Below are 17,953 nucleotides of genomic sequence, written 5' to 3'. Positions count from 1 at the left end.
TCAACCGTGCACCTCGAATTTTCTAGTTGTATTTTATTGTCTTACCGCGAATGAACTTTATTGCCCTGTACCCAAACTTCACGGATATTTTCAGGTCGAACAAGATACATCATTTTTTGAAAAATAACATCCAAATCCTCATTCTCATTGAATATTGGCAGCTTAGCGGACGGACATTTCGTATCGATAATTTGAACATCCCATGTATAGTTTTCTTGAATCCGGCCGATAGGTAAGCTTAAGCTTTCCCCGCCCCCAGCAGTAGCCAAGTAGAATGCTTCATGTATGGTAAGCCGTGATCCTGGTACACCGCGCTCTTGAGCAGGAAGGGACGTATTGACTCCATCCTCCAGCATTCTTGAAGACATGACAGCTTGTCTTATGTTATCGAAGAGACTAGGTGAGAAGCCTCCAGATAGATCAGATCCTAAACCAATATCGACACCATTGGAATGGAAATGAGCGGCTGGTATGACACTATTGGCGAAATACGCGTTCGAAATAGGACAATGAGCGATAGCCGTTCCTGTTTGTGCAAATAAATCTACATCTTGATCATCTAGGAAATTACAATGTGCCATGACAGATTTATCACCCAATAGGCCAAAATCATGCAAGGCAAAGGCATCATTCTTATCGTACCGATCGTGTACATACCCGTGTGCCCAATCACTTTCACTGCAATGGGATTGCACATGCGTATCATATTTAGCTGCTAGTTCTCCCAACCCTTTCAGGCCGTCATCTGTACAGCTTGGAATAAATCTCGGCGTTACAACAGGATACACGCCCTGTTTCGTAGATTTCGCTAATTGTTGTACGGCGATAATAAATGCTTCTGTATCTGCAAGAGCCGTAGAGGTGTCAGCATCTCGGTAGTATTCCGGATTCTGCTGCGGATCATCCATGACAACTTTTCCCACCAATCCGCGTTGTCCCTTAGCAGCACATAGTTCAGCTAACAATAAGCTGGCTTCTTTATGAACCGTTGCAAAATACAGTGCTGTCGTTGTTCCGTTGGCAAGTAAGGTGCTTACCAAATCATCGTAGACTTGCTGTGCAAAATCCAGATCTGAGAATTTAGACTCCAGCGGGAAGGTATAGGTATTCAACCAATCATAGAGCGGAATATCTAATGCAGTTCCAGATTGGGCCCATTGCGGTGCGTGAACATGCAAGTCGATGAAACCAGGCAAGAAATATTGGCCTTCTTCTAAACGATGGAAGTTGTCCTTGTCTTGATACGCATCTAACAAAGCTTGATAGTCGGTATCTTCTGGTGCAACGATTTTTTCAATCATTCCATCCGTATTGATACAGAAAAGATAATCTTTCAATATTTGAATTTCTTTGGGGGATTTACTGGAAAAAGAAGTTCCTTGAAATAAATGCATATATTTATTCATTTTTACCGCCTTAATGTTCGTATTTTAATGTGTGTTTGTAAATTATAATTCGATGAAAATGATAAGTCTATACTAAAATACTGTAATCGTTAATGAAGTGTAATTAATGATTGAATATTTATGCAAGTGGATTTATAATATCACTTAATTAACGTTAATTAAATGTGGAGTGTGAATTATTTTTGACTAAAACTAAGCTGAAAGTTGTAGCGATGAGGTTGTTCGGAGAGAAGGGGTACGACGGTACTGCCCTTTCTGAAATTGCAAAGGAAGTGGGGGTGAAGACTCCAGCGATTTATGCCTTTTACGATAATAAAGAGGATTTGTTTATGACGGTCTTTCGTGAGGCGATGGAGTCCTATAATACCTATATTCAAGAATTGTCGGTAGAGCAGAAAGTGCTGAGTGTGAGGGATAGCCTTCATGGCATTCTATTAAGACAATATGAATTCTATCAGCAGAGTCCAGAAGAATGCTTGTTTGTGCTCAGATATGTAATGTTTCCCCCAGTATTTCTCAAGGATACTATCGAGGATGCGTTCCGTCATTCGGATGAGCAGCTGACGAAGATCATCGAGCATTTTATCGTAAGAGGAATCGAAGCGGGAGTTATTCGGGATCAACCTGTACAGCTTCTTACAGATGCCTTTCTTAACGTGATGGACGGATTGAGCATGCAATACTTCTATTATGCTACGAATGGAATTTATGAACGGAAGCTGAACCATGCATTCGAAATGTATTGGAATGGCGCCTGTTCTTAGAGATAAAGAAGAAGATTGGACAACAAGGGGATGACAGCAATGGCAGAAGCAGTTCAAGTGAAGAGCAATGAATCGAGTTCAGCAGATTACGAAAGAGAGCCTGTTCCAGATCATATGCGTAAGAAATGGTTATCCATGGCGCTCGTGTGGATCGCGATAGGAATTGATCTATCGGCGATGTTCCTCGGAGCGCAGCTTGGCAATGGCATGAATCTGGCGGAATCGCTCACGGCGACGATAATCGGGTCGTTGATTTTGGGAGTAATCGGAGCAGTTTGTGCGTATGTAGGAGCAAAGACTGGCTTATCAACATCGATGATCACGCGCTTCCTATTTGGCAATAAGGGGGCACTTATCGTAGCGGTAGTGCTCGGTATCTTTTCACTAGGTTGGTTCGGGGTTCAGGTCGGATTCTTTGCTTCGAACATACAGACAGCTTTCCATGACATATGGGGCATTAATTTGTCTCTGGGCGTGTTTTCGTTTATCGGCGGCTTGCTGATGATGTCCACGGCAATATGGGGCTATCGGTCAATTGAGAGATTGAGCATCTGGTCTGTGCCATTGCTAATCATTTTTATCGGAGTTGCTGTATTTACAGCCTTTCAGACAAAAGGGACCTCTGCAATCTGGGAGCCAATTAGTGGTTCACCGATACCAATGGGGACAGCGATCTCGCTTGTTATTGGTATTTTTATCGTAGGTACGGTGCTTTCACCTGATATCGCTCGTTGGGCACGGACACCAAAGCATGCCATAACGGCAGCCTTTATCGGCTTCGCTGTCGGTAACAGCTTCATGACGATCATCGCAATATTCTTGTCACGCGTGATGGACACAGACGATTTGACGAAAATTTTCATAACGCTGGGGCTTGGACTCCCTGCAATTATCGTCTTAACGCTGGCGCAATGGACGACGAATACGAGCAACTTATATTCTGCTTCGCTAGGGTTCTCTGTCGTTTTCAAAAAAGTGCCGAAAAAGCTGATTACGATCATTGCTGGTATTATTGCTACTTTGCTTGCGGTATTCGGTATTTATGATAATTTTTTATCATTCTTGACGATTATTACGGTGTTCGTCTCTCCTATCGGGGGGATCTACACGGCAGAATATTTGCTTGTCGATCGCAAGAAATTTTCCTTTGAAGGGATCGATCGCAATAAGAATTGGGTGGTTCGCTCCTTGATCGTGTGGGTAGCAGCTACGTTGTTTGCTTTTATGACAACCCCAGCTCCAGATGGATTTGGATGGTTCCAAGTGACGAGTATTCCGGCGTTAGACGCAATTATATTTGCCTTTGTAGTGCAATGGATTTCCGGTAAATTTATGACCAAGAAAGGATAACATCATGAGCAAACACAAACTAACAGAGTTAGATGATCAAGCGATTCAGTATATTGCAGTAGGAGCGGCTGTACTTGGAACAGGGGGAGGCGGCGATCCGCATATTGGTAAATTAATGGCCCAAGAGGCAATTCGCAAATATGGTCCTGTTCGTGTAGTGAGTCCTGAGGAACTGGAGGACGATGCGTTGGTTATTCCGCTCTCCATGATTGGTGCACCAACGGTGATGAATGAGAAGATCCCATCGATTGAGCAAATGACGAAGCCTTTGGATTTAATTGAAAAAGAGTTGGGGCGCAAGGTTAGCGCTGTTATGCCGATTGAGGTTGGCGGAGGAAACTCGCTAGTTCCTGTCATTGCGGCGGCAGAACGCGGCATTCCTATCCTGGATGCGGATGCAATGGGACGTGCTTTTCCTGAATCACAAATGGTGACATTCCACTTGGACGGTATTGCTTGCAGTCCGATTACTATGGCCGATGAACGAGGCAATGCTGTGCTCATGCATGCGATCGACGGTGTGTGGGAGGAGCGCATGGCGCGTGCGATTGCGATCCAAATGGGCGGATCGGCCTCGATCTGCGATTATCCGGTGACTGGAGCGCAGGTCAAGAAAAGTGCGATTCCGAACACCCTTACGCTTGCCTATGAAATCGGCAGAACCTTGTATGAATCTAAGGAATTGAAGCAGAATCCAATCGAAGCGCTGCTGAAGCAACTGAATGGATATGCGCTGTTCCATGGCAAAGCTGTAGATATTCGCCGTCGTACGGAGGGTGGCTTTACACGCGGAGAAGCGATATTCGAAGGTACGGATGCGAATAAAGGATGTACGCTGCGATTATTTTTCCAGAATGAATTCCTTCTAGCAACTCAAGATGGGCAGTCACTTGCTGTTACACCTGATTTAATCTCGTTGCTCGACCAGGACACTGGCATGCCAATCACGACTGAAAATTTGAAATACGGTGCTCGAGTAACGGCGGTTGGTTTTCCTTGTGATCCAAAATGGCGTACACCGAAGGGGCTTGAGACGGTAGGGCCACAGTATTTTGGCTATGATGTTCCTTTTGTCCCAATTGAGAAATTAGCAGCAGAGAAAGGGGGAGCACAATAATGGCACAATCAATTGCGAATAACATGGAAGAGCTATACCGCATTGGGATTGATGTCGGCGGGACGAATACAGATGCCGCTCTGCTCGATTCTAAGCTGCGTACGATTCATACTGTAAAGGTTCATACCACGAGTGACGTCAATGAGGGGATCAGCGAGTCGATTCGCCGATTGCTTGCGGAGAGCCACGTGAATCCGGCCCAGATTCGATATGCGATGCTCGGGACGACACACTGCACGAATGCGATTGTAGAGCGCAAGCACTTGGGAAAAGTGGGATTGATTCGGATCGGAGCGCCAGCGACGACTGCGGTTCCTCCGCTTTCGGACTGGGATGATGCACTGAAGGCGATCATTGGCTCGCATGCGTATGTCGTTCACGGTGGTTATGAATTTGATGGCCGTGAGATTGTTGAACTGGATGAGGAAGAGATCATCGCAAGCTATATGAAGATGAAGGGCGAAGTCGAAGCGATTGCGATTTGCGGTGTGTTCTCACCAGTGAACACTTCACAGGAGCAACGTGCAGCAGAGCTTGCGAAGCAAGTGCTTGGCGTGGATATGCCTGTCACGCTATCCCATGAGATTGGAAGCATTGGATTGCTGGAGCGTGAGAATGCATCGATGCTGAATGGTGCGTTGCTTAACGTTATCGCGGGAGTAGTAAAAGGGTTTGAAGGAGCACTTCAAAGCTTCGGAATCAATGCGAGCGTCTATATTTGTCAGAACGACGGTACGCTGATGTACAGTGATTATGCGCTTCGCTATCCTATTCTGACGATTGCTTGCGGACCTACGAATTCCATTCGTGGTGCTGCGCACTTGTCAGGTCTAAATGATGCACTCGTTGTTGACATTGGCGGCACGACGACGGATATCGGTGTTCTTACGCAGGGCTTCCCTCGCCAATCATCAGCTGCAGTCGAGATTGGCGGCATCCGTACAAACTTCCGTATGCCGGATATTTTATCGATCGGTATCGGCGGCGGTACAATCATTCGTTCAGATGCAGCACAGGATATGGTGACAGTTGGTCCTGACAGCGTAGGGTATGAGCTATTGAAGCGCGGGCGCATCTTTGGCGGCGATACACTTACGGCAACGGATGTGGCGATTAAGCTTGGACGGCATGAGTGGAAGGACGCAAAGCTTGAGGGGCTTGATGAAGCGATCTGCCGCAGAGCAGATGAGATTATTACCAGGGATATTGAGGAAGCGATTGATCGTATGAAGACAAGCGCTGATCCTGTTGATGTCATATTGGTTGGCGGCGGCAGTATTCTGGTAGCTGACAAGCTTGAAGGTGTAGCACAGATTGTAAGGCCGAATCATTATGATGCTGCGAATGCGATTGGTGCGGCGTTAGGTGAAGTTAGCGGGGAAACGGAGCGTATTTATTCTTTAGACGATATGACTTATGACCAAGCTAAAGAGGATGCTCGTAACCATGCGATAGAACAAGCCGTTCTTGCCGGTGCAGCTCGCGATACGATACAGATCGTGATGTCTGAGGATATTCCAATTGCGTACTTGCCGGGCAATGCTTTGCTGGTGAAGGTGAAAGCAGCGGGAAGATTATAAGAAGGATATAGATCTGCCTAGAAAGATGATGGAATTCTGTAATGAGTGAGTATATGGGAGTTATATTTTAAAACGAGGGACGCGAGTCGATAGCACAATCATAACAAAGGAGCAGATCGCTGTGGCGCTGCTCCTTTATGACTTTCAATTGCAATATCCAACTGAGCTTTGAGAACCTTATGCACTTTAGGAATTGTAATGGTTTTTGTTGCTGCTGGGGACAGGATTGGAATCAGAAAATATAGAAGATGATACCTTTGCCCTCGGCTGCAGTTTGGCTGTAGAAGCGCCGAATTTCGTTGAAATGCTGCAGCATGTAGGCGAAAAACTCGTCCGCATCCTCGTCTGAAACAATGCCAGCCTCAAGAGGATATACCTCGTCCTTGAGCATAGCCGGGAAATCATACCGCAAGCGGAGCTGAGCTTCATCTAGTACAGACATAGCTTTAAGCGCTTCTTCAACCTGCTCGGCGCGCAAGAAAAATGCCCCGAATGAGCCAAAATCGATGCCTTTGTCCGACGTTATCGGAACAACATAGCCCAGAGGAGGCTCACCATCGGCAATATCTCCACAAAGCAAGAAGTGTATAGCCTCCCAGGATCTATCAATGTGTAGTCCGGGATAATTGTCTATTTTCAAATTTTTCAATGAAATGTCGCCTGCAGCGATTTGCTGTACCAGATTGTTATCAATAGAAAAGTAATATCCTTTCATTCCCATGTTGTAAGCCTTCTTTCCATTTTTAGTAGTGACTAACTGCACTATTAAATGTAACATTATGGAATTGTGTATTTCAAGGAACCTGAGACATACTAGACCTTGAGATATGTGGAATGCTATGTATCGGTAGTCAGTGAGAAAGCATTAATTTAGAGCCGCTTTTATCCGATTGCAAGAAACCCAAATTTAGTATACTGTTATTGATTTTCAACCCCCCATTGGCACATTCCCTCTAGTATTGGCATCAATGTTCTGCCTCTTGGCGTTAAAGAGTATTCCACTTTCGGTGGGACTTGATGATATTCTTCTCTGTTAACAATGCCACAACATTCTAATTCCTTTAATTGAGAACTTAACATCTTATGTGTAATAGCAGGAAGCTGTCGTTTTAGCTCTCCGTAACGCATTACTTGTTCGCTAGCTAATTGATACATGATTTTCATTCTCCACTTCCCACCAATTAAAGATAAGGTATAGTCAAATGGAGTTTGCTCGGCTTGTGCGTTAGAGTTTTTACTCTGATTAATCATAGAAGTCACTCTCTTTCGGGTAAGTATCTAACAAAAAAGTGCATACTATCTTTTAATATATTCGAGTTTATACTAATGATTAATTATCGCATTCATGTCTTACTTGTTCAAACTTTATTGAAGGAGAATGGAATATGCCGAAGGAGAATGGATTCACATTTAATACGAGCGACTTGAGCGAAGAGGAGATGTACAAGCTGATGATTGGCTCGGTTGTACCAAGACCGATTGCATGGGTTTCGTCAAAGAGTAAGAAGGGTGTTCTTAACTTGGCGCCATTTAGTTTTTTTACCGTGGCCTCCCGAAACCCGCCAACGTTGTTGATTTCAATAGGACCAGGCGTCAATGATCGAGAGGGTAGTATAAAGGATACGCTGACAAACATTCGTGAGGTCCGGGAGTTCGTAATTAATATGGTATCAGAGCCCCTTGGCGAAGCAATGCAGCGATCCTCTGCTAGTGTCGAGCCCGGAATAAATGAGTTTGAGCTTGCGGGAGTCACCCCGCGATCTAGTGAACTTGTGGAGGTGCCAGCGGTGCTTGAAGCGCCGATCGCTTTTGAACTTAAGCTAGATCGGATTATTCCAGTAGGTGGAGATCATCTTGTGCTTGGAATCGTTGTACGTGTACAAATAGACGCTGCTGCCTATGCTGGAAACTATAAAACGGCTATTGATGAATGGAAGCCGCTTGCAAGTCTGGCAGGGGACTATGCTGGAATTAAGCCTTCATTTTCAATTGAGCACAAAGACGATTAAACAAGTCATTTAGTTTTGCTCGCTAGATAAAGATTAGTAAAATAAAGAAATGGCGCTGCTAGGGAAATTAACCCTGCATCGCCATTTCTGATTTTTTGCTTGAATTCTAACTAATCTTAGCGTTAAGTGCCCCGACTTCTTTCGAAAGCAATAAAGATACTTCTTCAACTGTTTGTACATGGCCTTTATTAAGGATAACACCTTCGTTTGACAACACATAGCAAAAGGGAAATGTAAAGGTTCCGAAATTACTCATTTGATGCATCTCAATACGATGAATTGGGATGCATAGCTTGTGCTCGTTGCTGATGTGATTTATTTCATTTTCTGTCCCAATCATGATTAAGGCTACCTGATATTCTGTAAATGCTTCGGTGATAGCATTTATGTTTGGATACAACTCCGCACAACTGCTGCAGCCGTATACACTTAACATAAGGATGGTGCCTTGGGTATGGACAGGATGTAATTGGATTGGTTTGTTTGTTATATCGATTAGATGACTGACAGGGAAAACATTATTAAGAGCAAGTGAATTTTTTTGCTGAGGTTCTTGTTGGGGAGCGGGCTGGGGGCTTCGCTCATTCAGCTTTCGAAACATATATAAGGAGTTTATTAATAGGAAGATAATAAAAAACCACTGCAGAATTGTTGATAATTGCTCGTAATTCACCATTTCGTAACCCTCCATTTATTCTGGCTTCGCAAACAAGACTCTTATGTTACCGTAAAGACCAATTATCGCTATGCTCTGGAGTATGCCAAGAGAAATAAGATACGCAGTAGCCGGGCTATCTGCCTTGTTGCCGAGCGCGAATTCCATTATTCCGACAAATAATGCAAGTACAATTAAGAAAATAGCGCGGTGAATAGTATGGTTCCCTAATGTTTCTGGTATTAAGTTACCAAAGCAGTTACATGTGATTTTTCCTGGAAGTTTCTTCGAAAGAATGGAAACCCATATAAAGCTGATGGAGAGTAAAACAATTAGCAGTAATCCTCCAAGGTATAATGCATCAAAAAACATTAAGATTCCTGATAGCAGCTCTAAGCCGATAACGCCGGATACGATAAAAGCAGCATTAATGCTAACTATGTTCAGCTGTTTGATGGTTAATTTAAATGAATTGAATGATAGAAGCTTGAGAATAGCCGTTGCAATCATCATTGTTCCAAGAAAAATGCGAATAAAATAGAATATGTCCACTGTCATTCCCTCCGTATATTCTCTGTCTTATTTAATCTTCACTTATATAACACACTCATCTTTAAATAATCACAAAAGTAAAAAAAAAAATAATATGTGATTATTTTACTTATAGATTGTTTTAAGTAATAGAACCCCAGCAAGAGTTCTCGCGATAAAAAAAAGGAGGAATATTAACAATGTCAACAGTTCAACCAACTGCACTTACTAAACGGAGTTGCACGTATTATTCAAATTGTACTCCAGATTCTACTGATTCATCCTACAAGTATTGCGACTATGCTCAATACACATGTTGCGGATGTTCTAGTCCGATTGATAGCGGTTCATTGGTCGTTTCGGGCCGCAACCGTTTCACCATTGGTACGGCTAGCATTCAATGTTTCACCAGTACTTGTTAATTTTAAATTAATCAGCTATACGCAGTTAAATAATCTAGCTATTTAATTACAAATTGCGAGAACATCACCCAGAAGCTGGTAAACGACTCGTTTACCAGCTTCTTCTCATGTCTAATGCTTAGGAGAATGATCATGCAAAAATTCCATCGGCTACGATTTATCTATATAAATCTGTATCGTTTAATGAAACTCTGTTGGAGTATATGTCCGCGAGAAACAACTGTTTTAGTATCGATTCGTCTATTCCAAGCCTTTGTTCCTGGTATACAACTCGTATTAACTAAACATTTGGTAGACAGCGTAAGTGATGTTTTCACTCATCATAACAATGTCAATCAAGCTTTCGTGTATCTTGGGTTGCAGTCGTTGCTACTGCTAGTCTTGCAAGCCGTTCAGCTTCTTGAACGTTATAACAACAGTAAGATGCAGTTTAAGATGGGGTTTACTGTAGAAAAACAAATTGCGGATAAAACAGCAAATATTTCTTTGAGGTATTTTGACTCGGGGAGTTTTTACGATACATTGCAAAGAGCTTCATCGGGACAAAGCCAGCGTATGATTGAGCTTCTCAACGGACCTATACAAATTATTCAAAGTATGATTACGATGATTACGATAATTGGTGTGTTGCTAAGTTCTAGTTATATAACGGGAATCATAGTGGTTCTTATGTCAATTCCTCCATTTTTCATTAACAATCATATTGGGAATATGAGACGTAATCTGCTGTTGGTTTTAATACCAATTTCAAGACGAATATCCTACTTTCTTGGTTTATTGAAAGGAAGAGAGACAGCTAAGGAAGTTCGTGTATTTCAATTACAGCGCTTTCTGCTGAACAAATGGGAAGAACAGTTCAACAAACAAATGGGAATCCAGTTATCGTTTGAGCGGAAAAGTATTTTGCTTCAAAGTGTTTATGATATTTCCAACGTCACTGTTACTGCGATTAATTTGGGGCTGCTTATATGGCTAGGTTCCAGAAACGGGTTTAGTATTGGCGATTATGTAGCGATTTCACAGGCATACATGACGGTTCAAGGAGTAGCCACGTCCATTTCCTTATCTGTTGCAGGGATATTTGAAAATATTAAGCTTCTATCCGATCTTTTTGAGTTTCTCAACATTAAGGTTGAGGAAGAAGAAACGGAAACGGACACCCCAGTAACGAATTTTCCTTCATTAAATAGAGAGGGAATATTGGTAAAGGATTTATCGTTTGCGTACGACTCTGACAATCAATTAAGGCTAAAAAATATTTCATTCCAGATTAAACCGGGACAAAGAGTGGCGATTGTGGGAGACAACGGGGCTGGGAAAAGCACATTAATAAAATGCTTGATCGGCCTTTACCGAAACTATAAGGGACATATTTATTATGAGAATAAGGATTTAAAGCATATGAGTGCTAAGCTCGTTTTCCAGCATGTTGGTGCTGTATTTCAAGATTATTCGAAATATGATTTTTCAGTCAAAGAAAACATTGGGGTCGGTGACATCGATCATCTGGATGATGAAGAGGGGATTAGAGGTGCTGCTGAAAAAAGCGGTGCGAATACGTTTATTGAAAAATTAGAGAAGCAATATGAGACTGAGGTTGGAAGCACTTTTGGCGGAGCAGTAGGCCTTTCGGGCGGACAGTGGCAGAAAGTCGCAATAAGCCGGTCTTTTTTCTCGAAAGCAGATATTCTCGTCTTTGATGAGCCGGCAGCTTCTTTGGACCCGTTTGCTGAATTGTCTTTGTATCAATCTTTGGCAAAACTCTCGGTTGGGAAAATAACTATTATGATCTCACATCGTTTGAGCAGTTGTGTGGATGCTGATCTCATTCTAGTAATGCGTAACGGAGAAGTTGTCGAGCAAGGCACTCATGATGAGCTAATGGACGAAGGCGGTTACTATTCGAGCATGTTTCTTAGCCAACTAAGCGGTTATCAGAAAAAAGTAGCTGTTACAAATTAAGGTGTCCCGCTAGTTATAGTTGAAGATCAAAGTTGTATGCACAAACAAAAAAGGGCTGTGGAGAAGGAAGAGAATGTACGTCGGTATGGATGACCAAGTCCGGCGCACATTCTAGCTTGTTGCGGATTATAGTTTCGATACATTATCATTTTTCAGTACTTTTCGTGCACGGTACAGGCTTTGCCGTACGCTTCCTTCGGAAATTTTAAGCTTTTCAGAAATATGCCGATAGGATAAATTTTCAAAACAATATAGATAAAGAATCAGCTTTAGTTTTTGTGGTAATTGAGCGATGCAGGCGATGAGTGCCGCGAAATTTTCTTTTCTTTCAATGGACTGTTCTAATGTCTCTTGCAACAGGAAAAATTCATTTTGAAACTGTTCGTTATCAAATGTTGATGGAATCATTCGTTTATGTTTTCTTAAATGATTAATTGCACTATTTTTCGCTAATGTTTTAATCCAAGAACAAATTTTATTTTTGTCCAAATTATGAGGGGGGGATGTGATTGCTTTTATGAACACTTCTTGGACGATATCTTGAGTGGAATGGTGATTCTTTACATAGGAAAAAACCAATTTGTATACGAGCTCATTAAACGTTGAAAATACCTCTTTCTGAACAGAAATATTAAGTTCTTCAAACGACGGATCGAAAATTAAAAGTAATTTATTCATATTCATGTTTTGTAATAATATTCCTCCTGTTAAATAATTTACCAATTTAGTATATCACAATTTGTCGTTATAGGAATGCTTTCTTTTTAAATTCCTTAATTACACTATCAAAGGTATGAGATGATTAATTACAAACTTGAACATGCGCACATGGTTATTGAAAGATTTGAAAAGTCGGAATTCTTTCCCCTAGGTTCTTATAGAAATACAAACAGGAACATGGCCTATGGATCATGTTCCTGTTTGTATTTCTTGGAGCTTTTGGCGGCGAACCCTTCGGGGCTTCTATACACTCGGACGAATACATTTTGTCAGCTTTTAAATCAAAGATTCGACATCCTACATGGATTAAGCAAGTATGCGGGATGATAGCTTAGACCTTGCTCCACCATTCAATCAAACCAAAAACCACGTCGAAGAGACGTGGTTTTTTCCGTCCATGTGCAAAACCCAGATAATCATTACAACTAGTTAGCTATACAATCTGTCTTTGTTTTATCTCCAATCTATCAGGATATTCCTCAGGTATTAGCAAATGCTCCGCATAATCGGGGTCATCCAAGAGCGGGCGGCCGATCGCTATTCCATCCGCTAATTGATCCTCGAGTATGCGGTTGGCAAGACTGCGGGTATAAATCTTTCCAACTGCAATAATGGGGATGTTGAAATGCTGTTTGATCACAGCCGCATGCGGCAGCTGATAGGCATCGTATATGTCACTAGGCTGTACGGGGGTATTCCCGCCTGAAGAGACATGAATGGCATCCAATTCAGATTCGAGCGGTTTTAACATTCGTGTCCACTCTATAGGAGTTAGCCCCCCTTCATAATAGTCAGTTGCAGATATTCGAATGATAACTGGATAATTTGTGCCTACTTCTTTTCTAATCGCAACGAGGACCTCCTTCAGGAACCTTGCTCTGTTCTCGGAAGTACCACCATATGCATCCAGCCTTGTGTTAGATAGCGGTGATAAAAACTGGTGGATTAAAAACCCATGTGCTGCATGAATCTCAATTCCATCAAACCCTGCTGCAATGCTTCGTTTGGCCGCAAGACGATATTCCTCAACGATTTGTTCAATGCCTGCAAGAGTCAGAGGCTCAGGTGTGCCATAATGCTCGTCGTATGCAATCGCACTAGGTGCGACTAATGTATTCGTAACTTCGGGCGATGATTTTCTTCCGCCATGCGATAGCTGAATAAAGACAGGGGTCTGGTAGGCATGGATCGCGTCCGTAATTTTTCTAAGAGGCTCGACGTGCTGATCCGTAAAAATTCCGATATCATTTCCCCATAGTCGCCCATTTGAAGAAATTGCTGTAGATTCCAAGATAACGAGCCCGACATGCTTGGCCCTCCGGCTGTAATGTTCGACGTGATGGTCTCCGGCAAAAGCCTCGGCAGTACCCTTATACTGCTGCATGGGTGCCATGATTAATCGGTTTCTTAATGTTAACCCTCTCAAAGATAAGGGGTCATTTAATGTCACTGCCATAGCGCAGCCTCCTTTTCAAATTCATGTTTACATTTTATTGCATAAAAACTATGATTTACATAGCTTTCTTAAGGAAGACTGCCTCTAGAACCTAAATGATGTAGTTTCTCTACGTCCATAACCTTTAAAAATGAGGTGATTTTGCTAATGGATCAAATCGACTCCAAAATTTTATCTTTGATGTATGAAAACGCCCGGATTCCGATTTCCGAAATGAGCAGGATGATTGCAATGTCGCAGCCGGCTGTAACGGAAAGGGTTCGAAAGCTGGAAGAGCAAGGTATGATAACCGCCTATCGTGCGAAGCTTAATCCCCATAAACTAGGCTTGTATACAACTGCCTTTGTCCTGTTTAAAACGAATTGTTGCATGGACTTCGTTACATTCAGTGAATCGTCCCCTGAGATTGTTGATCTTTATAGAATAAGCGGAGAGTACAACTTTTTAATGAAAGTGTTATCCGAAACAACAGAATCAATGACCAACTTTCTTGATAGGTGCAACCCATATGGATTTTCAACAACCTTAATTGTTCTCTCGACGGCTTTCGAAGATAAGAGTCTGATAGCAAGCAACGTGTAATTAGGTCTCGAACGAAATAGCCTAGGTGTTGCAAGATAGGAAATAGTTAAATTTACTACAGGAGGCCATTCGATGTTCCAGGAGGTGAATGTATGAAGGAAAGCGAGAGATTAGAGCAACTGGAGAGCCGAATGCTTGTTGGACGGGGCAGTGAGCTTCAAGCCTTTGCGGACATATTGCATAATCAATTCTTCTCTCATAAAATCATTAATGTCTACGGTACGGCAGGAATTGGCAAGAGCTTTCTGCTTGATGAGTTCCAACGGCAGGCAAGAATCAGCGGTGCATGCTGTATAACGATCGACAGCGAGCATTTGGTTAAGACATCCGAGGCGTTTTGCAGAGCTATTCTACAAGTAATTGATCGGTCAGTCGCGAATGAGAATGCCCCTTCTGCAGATATAGCGGAACAATGCATCGAATCTCTCAATCGGGTATCCTCTGCGCGTATCGTTCTTTTTATTGATGTGTACGAGCAGCTGGCAGCTATGGACCAATGGCTCCGGGATTATTTTTTAAAGCAGCTTAACAAGAGTATTCTTATTGTTATCGCAGGAAGGCATAAGCTTTCTGAGCCATGGTTCGTATCTCCCGTCTGGAGGCAATTAATTTATCGGATGCCATTAACCGAGCTCGATTATTCGTCGGTAGAACAATATGCAGCATGCAGTTCTATTGTCGGTAACGATAAGATACAACAAATATGGAGGCACTCCAAAGGCCATCCCTTAACGATGTCGTTGATCACATATATTAGCCAACAATTAGATGTGAATGAAACCAATACACCGCTTGAGGACTACGGAACTTTACCGTTCATCGTCAATCAATGGCTTCGAGAAGTTCCTGATGAGGGTCAACGTGCTCTAGTTGAAACGGCGGCTCTTCTTCGATTTTTTAATCAGGAAAGCCTCTCCTTCGTCATGAATCGCAATATAGCTTTGTCCGAGTTTCACGAATTGATTCGTTGTTCATTCATACGGAAGACGGTCAATGGGTGGACGGTTCACGCCTTAATGCGGGAATTGATTAACCGGGAGCTACTGTCGAGAGCCCCTGATCTGTATGAGGAGAGAAGAATTCGCTTGCTGCACCACTATTACAATAAACTCCTTAATACTCCAAATCCGCTTGCGGTAGAAGAAGAAGCAACCGAGCTGCTGTATGTGATCGGAGATGCTGCTCTCCGAGCATTTATCCATTGGTTTGATATGTCCCCAAATCGGTTCAATCCTATTGAAAATGTTGATAAGAGTGAAATTGAGGCATATATTCAAAAACGTTACAGTGAGGCTAAAGATATCCGAATTGAGATCACCGATCCGAGTACGAACCGAAGCTTTGATATGAGCTTAACCTCGGAGCAAAGCTGCTACACCTTGCGGCATTTGAATATGGACGCTTGGTTGTCCCTCAGCAGCGATGTCTTCTGGACATTGAAGGATAAGTCAGGCGCTATCATCGGTCTGGCAATCATTATTCCTATTAATCGGAGAACGATGCCTTATTTGCAGCAAAGCGCGCGTGCGAAAGCGTTCTTCAAGAACCTCTCGTCTGAACAGACGAAAGCGATGGCAGTACCGGAATCAGAACGTTCAGGCTGGTTTATCGAAACGATCGATACGCTTGATTTCGGAGATCCGATGCAGCAATCGGCGGTCGGACATTTGCTGCTTGCCATGATGTTGACGGGTGAACTCATAGTGGAGTCGCCGGCCCCGTTCCCATACTTCATCATGGGGCATGAAAGCTTGGGCTTTGAAAGGGTTAAGGATGCCACACACTACGGCTATGACAGCGTTACTCCAACACCCACGTTCGTATTCAATTGGAAAGGCGAGCAGTTTATTCATTATGTACAACAAATCCTTAATCAGACGGAGCTTGGAAGAAAGCTTCTGTCGGGTAAAGAATCAGAACAGCCTGTTCGTGTACCTGCTTCAGCGGTGGTTGATCCCATTCTTGCGCGTCCTGATCTGACACCTCGGGAGAAAGAGGTTGCGAAGCTTCTAGAAAAAGGGCTCACGAATGCCGAGATTGCCTCTGCTTTGTATGTGACAGAAATTACAATAAAAAAGCATATGACGTCGATGTTAGGTAAGCTGAACGCGAGCAATCGGACCCAACTGCTCAAAAAGCTGCTGGAACCGTCCAGCTAACATGAAAGCTCGTTAATAACCTGATCATGAATATGTGTATTGGGACATTTTATAATGCGAGTAATAAATAAGTGAAGCCTCCAATTCCACATTGACAGTGGTTCGGAGGCATTTCAATTAGCATAATGGAATCGGGTTCAATACGCAGCGAGTAATGAAAAGGTTAAGCCGGGCAGCCGTACGGAGGTTTTGGCAAGCCTAATCGGTCCAAGTTGGTGCACACCGTACTTTGCCAATAGGCCAATTGATCGCTCAAGTCTTTCGCTGCATGCTGCTGGACGATTTGGAGCGATGCGGTAGCTGCGGCAACCTGCGGATCGACGGAGGAGCTCCAGTAATCAGTACGGTCATAACGGCCGATCCACTTGCCATCTACCCCAAACTTTTGCATGCTGGTTACGCCGATTACGGCGTTATCCGCATCGCGCAGCAGAATGAATACACCACCTGTAAAGCCTGTCATGAGTACATTGTTTTTCGTTCTTGTCACAATATCCAATTGTCCGGCAAGCGGTCCCGAGCGCTGCAGGGCAGCATCCGTATACATATTTCGTCCGCCGTCTGAGCTTTGCCATGAAGATTGCTGAGTTAACACTCCTCCACCTGTATATGCGCTTGTAGTAGGGACTGGCAATAGGGCGAGCAGAGTCATGCAGGTTAAAGTTACCACCAATAATAAAGACTTGAATTTGCTTGTAATCATCATAATCCTCCTAAATGTTTTTTTATGAATTTCCCTTGCAGATTCTAATAATGCGTCACGACATCACTTACTTCATACGAACTGACCACCTGCTTTCAAAAGCTGCTGAACACATTACTAAATATAAAACAGAACGGAGGGGATGAATATTATACGAAGGTATACATAAAGGATAGGATCAGGTATATGGAGGGCATTTGCATTGTCTTAGTAGGATGCAATAAAAGCATTTCAGAATCGGAAATATTGGAGGGGAAAGTAGAAAGTTTTAAAGACAGCAGTGTTGTGATGGATTGTACAGGTAACCAAGAAGTTTTCCACGGGTATAGTGAAAACGGCAAAATAACATCTACTGATGCTATCGGTTACATTTGCACAATTCAATATAATTCTGAGACAAAACTAGTTGATTCCAAGGGTCGAAAATTGACTAAAGACGATTTTAAAAAAGGTGCGACAATTAAGGTGTATTTCAATGCTGAAAGTAATAGATACACTAGGGCCGCTGAAAAGATTAAACTCCAAAAATAAGCCTGA

17 protein-coding genes are annotated in these 17,953 nt (G+C 42.9%); 9 read left to right on the top strand and 8 right to left on the bottom strand.

Annotated features, from left to right (window positions below; all coding sequences use genetic code 11):
- Positions 1–41: 41 nt before the first annotated feature.
- A complete protein-coding gene (guaD, locus tag AC50YO_RS16940) occupies positions 42–1,406 on the bottom strand; it encodes a guanine deaminase (protein ID WP_494848927.1) in 1,365 nt (454 codons plus the stop codon).
- A gap of 182 nt (positions 1,407–1,588) precedes the next feature.
- Between guaD and AC50YO_RS16935 the strand changes: the two genes are divergently transcribed.
- From AC50YO_RS16935 to AC50YO_RS16920, 4 genes are read left to right on the top strand one after another with little or no spacing between them, the layout of a single operon-like run.
- Positions 1,589–2,170 (top strand): TetR/AcrR family transcriptional regulator, encoded by a 582-nt coding sequence (locus AC50YO_RS16935; protein WP_494848925.1) that lies wholly within the window; start codon positions 1,589–1,591, stop codon positions 2,168–2,170.
- A gap of 39 nt (positions 2,171–2,209) precedes the next feature.
- Positions 2,210–3,520 carry a cytosine permease gene (locus AC50YO_RS16930; RefSeq protein WP_494848923.1) on the top strand — a complete coding sequence of 437 codons (1,311 nt, stop codon included), beginning with the start codon at positions 2,210–2,212 and terminating at the stop codon, positions 3,518–3,520.
- Between the two features lie 4 nt (positions 3,521–3,524).
- Entirely contained in the window at positions 3,525–4,637 is a 1,113-nt protein-coding gene (locus AC50YO_RS16925; RefSeq protein WP_494848921.1) for an S-methyl thiohydantoin desulfurase family protein, read from the top strand.
- Positions 4,637–6,217 (top strand): ROK family protein, encoded by a 1,581-nt coding sequence (locus AC50YO_RS16920; protein WP_494848918.1) that lies wholly within the window; start codon positions 4,637–4,639, stop codon positions 6,215–6,217. The genes AC50YO_RS16925 and AC50YO_RS16920 overlap by 1 nt, the downstream gene beginning before the upstream one ends.
- A 232-nt stretch (positions 6,218–6,449) precedes the next feature.
- Here AC50YO_RS16920 and AC50YO_RS16915 read toward each other — a convergent pair whose 3' ends face one another.
- Together AC50YO_RS16915 and AC50YO_RS16910 are read right to left on the bottom strand one after the other, a co-directional pair.
- Complete coding sequence (locus AC50YO_RS16915) at positions 6,450–6,938, bottom strand: YfbM family protein (protein WP_494848915.1); 489 nt, start codon at positions 6,936–6,938, stop codon at positions 6,450–6,452.
- 197 nt (positions 6,939–7,135) lie between these two features.
- The gene (locus AC50YO_RS16910; protein ID WP_494848912.1) at positions 7,136–7,468 is read right to left on the bottom strand and encodes a winged helix-turn-helix transcriptional regulator; all 333 of its coding nucleotides are present in this window, start codon (positions 7,466–7,468) and stop codon (positions 7,136–7,138) included.
- Positions 7,469–7,602: 134 nt separating this feature from the next.
- On the opposite strand from AC50YO_RS16910, the gene AC50YO_RS16905 reads away from it, so the two are divergent.
- The gene (locus AC50YO_RS16905; RefSeq protein ID WP_494848910.1) at positions 7,603–8,226 is read left to right on the top strand and encodes a flavin reductase family protein; all 624 of its coding nucleotides are present in this window, start codon (positions 7,603–7,605) and stop codon (positions 8,224–8,226) included.
- A 106-nt stretch (positions 8,227–8,332) separates the two neighbouring features.
- On the opposite strand, the gene AC50YO_RS16900 is transcribed toward AC50YO_RS16905, so the two are convergent.
- Positions 8,333–8,902, bottom strand: coding sequence for a hypothetical protein (locus AC50YO_RS16900; RefSeq protein ID WP_494848908.1), 570 nt, complete (start codon positions 8,900–8,902; stop codon positions 8,333–8,335).
- 15 nt (positions 8,903–8,917) lie between these two features.
- A complete protein-coding gene (locus tag AC50YO_RS16895; RefSeq protein WP_494848906.1) occupies positions 8,918–9,433 on the bottom strand; it encodes a MauE/DoxX family redox-associated membrane protein in 516 nt (171 codons plus the stop codon).
- 533 nt (positions 9,434–9,966) lie between these two features.
- Here AC50YO_RS16895 and AC50YO_RS16890 point away from each other — a divergent pair.
- A complete protein-coding gene (locus AC50YO_RS16890; protein WP_494848904.1) occupies positions 9,967–11,796 on the top strand; it encodes an ABC transporter ATP-binding protein in 1,830 nt (609 codons plus the stop codon).
- A 126-nt stretch (positions 11,797–11,922) separates the two neighbouring features.
- On the opposite strand, the gene AC50YO_RS16885 is transcribed toward AC50YO_RS16890, so the two are convergent.
- Both AC50YO_RS16885 and AC50YO_RS16880 read right to left on the bottom strand, forming a co-directional pair.
- Entirely contained in the window at positions 11,923–12,474 is a 552-nt protein-coding gene (locus AC50YO_RS16885; protein ID WP_494848902.1) for an RNA polymerase sigma factor, read from the bottom strand.
- 475 nt (positions 12,475–12,949) lie between these two features.
- Entirely contained in the window at positions 12,950–13,972 is a 1,023-nt protein-coding gene (locus AC50YO_RS16880; RefSeq protein WP_494848900.1) for an oxidoreductase, read from the bottom strand.
- A 147-nt stretch (positions 13,973–14,119) separates the two neighbouring features.
- On the opposite strand from AC50YO_RS16880, the gene AC50YO_RS16875 reads away from it, so the two are divergent.
- Positions 14,120–14,554: an Lrp/AsnC family transcriptional regulator gene (locus AC50YO_RS16875; protein ID WP_494848898.1), complete on the top strand. Its 435-nt coding sequence runs from the start codon at positions 14,120–14,122 to the stop codon at positions 14,552–14,554.
- Between the two features lie 92 nt (positions 14,555–14,646).
- Complete coding sequence (locus AC50YO_RS16870; protein ID WP_494848896.1) at positions 14,647–16,713, top strand: LuxR C-terminal-related transcriptional regulator; 2,067 nt, start codon at positions 14,647–14,649, stop codon at positions 16,711–16,713.
- A gap of 163 nt (positions 16,714–16,876) precedes the next feature.
- Here AC50YO_RS16870 and AC50YO_RS16865 read toward each other — a convergent pair whose 3' ends face one another.
- On the bottom strand, positions 16,877–17,416 hold the full coding sequence (locus AC50YO_RS16865) for a hypothetical protein (protein ID WP_494848894.1): 540 nt from the start codon (positions 17,414–17,416) through the stop codon (positions 16,877–16,879).
- Positions 17,417–17,704: 288 nt separating this feature from the next.
- On the opposite strand from AC50YO_RS16865, the gene AC50YO_RS16860 reads away from it, so the two are divergent.
- Positions 17,705–17,947, top strand: a complete 243-nt coding sequence (locus AC50YO_RS16860; protein ID WP_494848892.1) for a hypothetical protein — start codon at positions 17,705–17,707, stop codon at positions 17,945–17,947.
- Positions 17,948–17,953 lie beyond the last annotated feature (6 nt).

It is taken from the genome of Paenibacillus sp. J22P59 (genome assembly GCF_059383895.1).
The sequence above is the reverse complement of the archived record's forward strand: the minus strand, read 5'-3'. Positions and strand labels throughout refer to the sequence as shown.

Excerpts from the sequence above, each read along its gene's own strand:
- AC50YO_RS16920 (WP_494848918.1), top strand. The coding sequence starts at position 4,637 with ATGGCACAATCAATTGCGAATAACATGGAAGAGCTATACCGCATTGGG.
- AC50YO_RS16915 (WP_494848915.1), bottom strand. The coding sequence starts at position 6,938 with ATGGGAATGAAAGGATATTACTTTTCTATTGATAACAATCTGGTACAG.
- AC50YO_RS16925 (WP_494848921.1), top strand. The coding sequence starts at position 3,525 with ATGAGCAAACACAAACTAACAGAGTTAGATGATCAAGCGATTCAGTAT.
- guaD (WP_494848927.1), bottom strand. The coding sequence starts at position 1,406 with ATGAATAAATATATGCATTTATTTCAAGGAACTTCTTTTTCCAGTAAA.
- AC50YO_RS16930 (WP_494848923.1), top strand. The coding sequence starts at position 2,210 with ATGGCAGAAGCAGTTCAAGTGAAGAGCAATGAATCGAGTTCAGCAGAT.
- AC50YO_RS16880 (WP_494848900.1), bottom strand. The coding sequence starts at position 13,972 with ATGGCAGTGACATTAAATGACCCCTTATCTTTGAGAGGGTTAACATTA.
- AC50YO_RS16890 (WP_494848904.1), top strand. The coding sequence starts at position 9,967 with ATGCAAAAATTCCATCGGCTACGATTTATCTATATAAATCTGTATCGT.
- AC50YO_RS16865 (WP_494848894.1), bottom strand. The coding sequence starts at position 17,416 with ATGATTACAAGCAAATTCAAGTCTTTATTATTGGTGGTAACTTTAACC.
- AC50YO_RS16905 (WP_494848910.1), top strand. The coding sequence starts at position 7,603 with ATGCCGAAGGAGAATGGATTCACATTTAATACGAGCGACTTGAGCGAA.
- AC50YO_RS16860 (WP_494848892.1), top strand. The coding sequence starts at position 17,705 with ATGGATTGTACAGGTAACCAAGAAGTTTTCCACGGGTATAGTGAAAAC.
- AC50YO_RS16885 (WP_494848902.1), bottom strand. The coding sequence starts at position 12,474 with ATGAATAAATTACTTTTAATTTTCGATCCGTCGTTTGAAGAACTTAAT.
- AC50YO_RS16900 (WP_494848908.1), bottom strand. The coding sequence starts at position 8,902 with ATGGTGAATTACGAGCAATTATCAACAATTCTGCAGTGGTTTTTTATT.
- AC50YO_RS16910 (WP_494848912.1), bottom strand. The coding sequence starts at position 7,468 with ATGATTAATCAGAGTAAAAACTCTAACGCACAAGCCGAGCAAACTCCA.
- AC50YO_RS16870 (WP_494848896.1), top strand. The coding sequence starts at position 14,647 with ATGAAGGAAAGCGAGAGATTAGAGCAACTGGAGAGCCGAATGCTTGTT.
- AC50YO_RS16875 (WP_494848898.1), top strand. The coding sequence starts at position 14,120 with ATGGATCAAATCGACTCCAAAATTTTATCTTTGATGTATGAAAACGCC.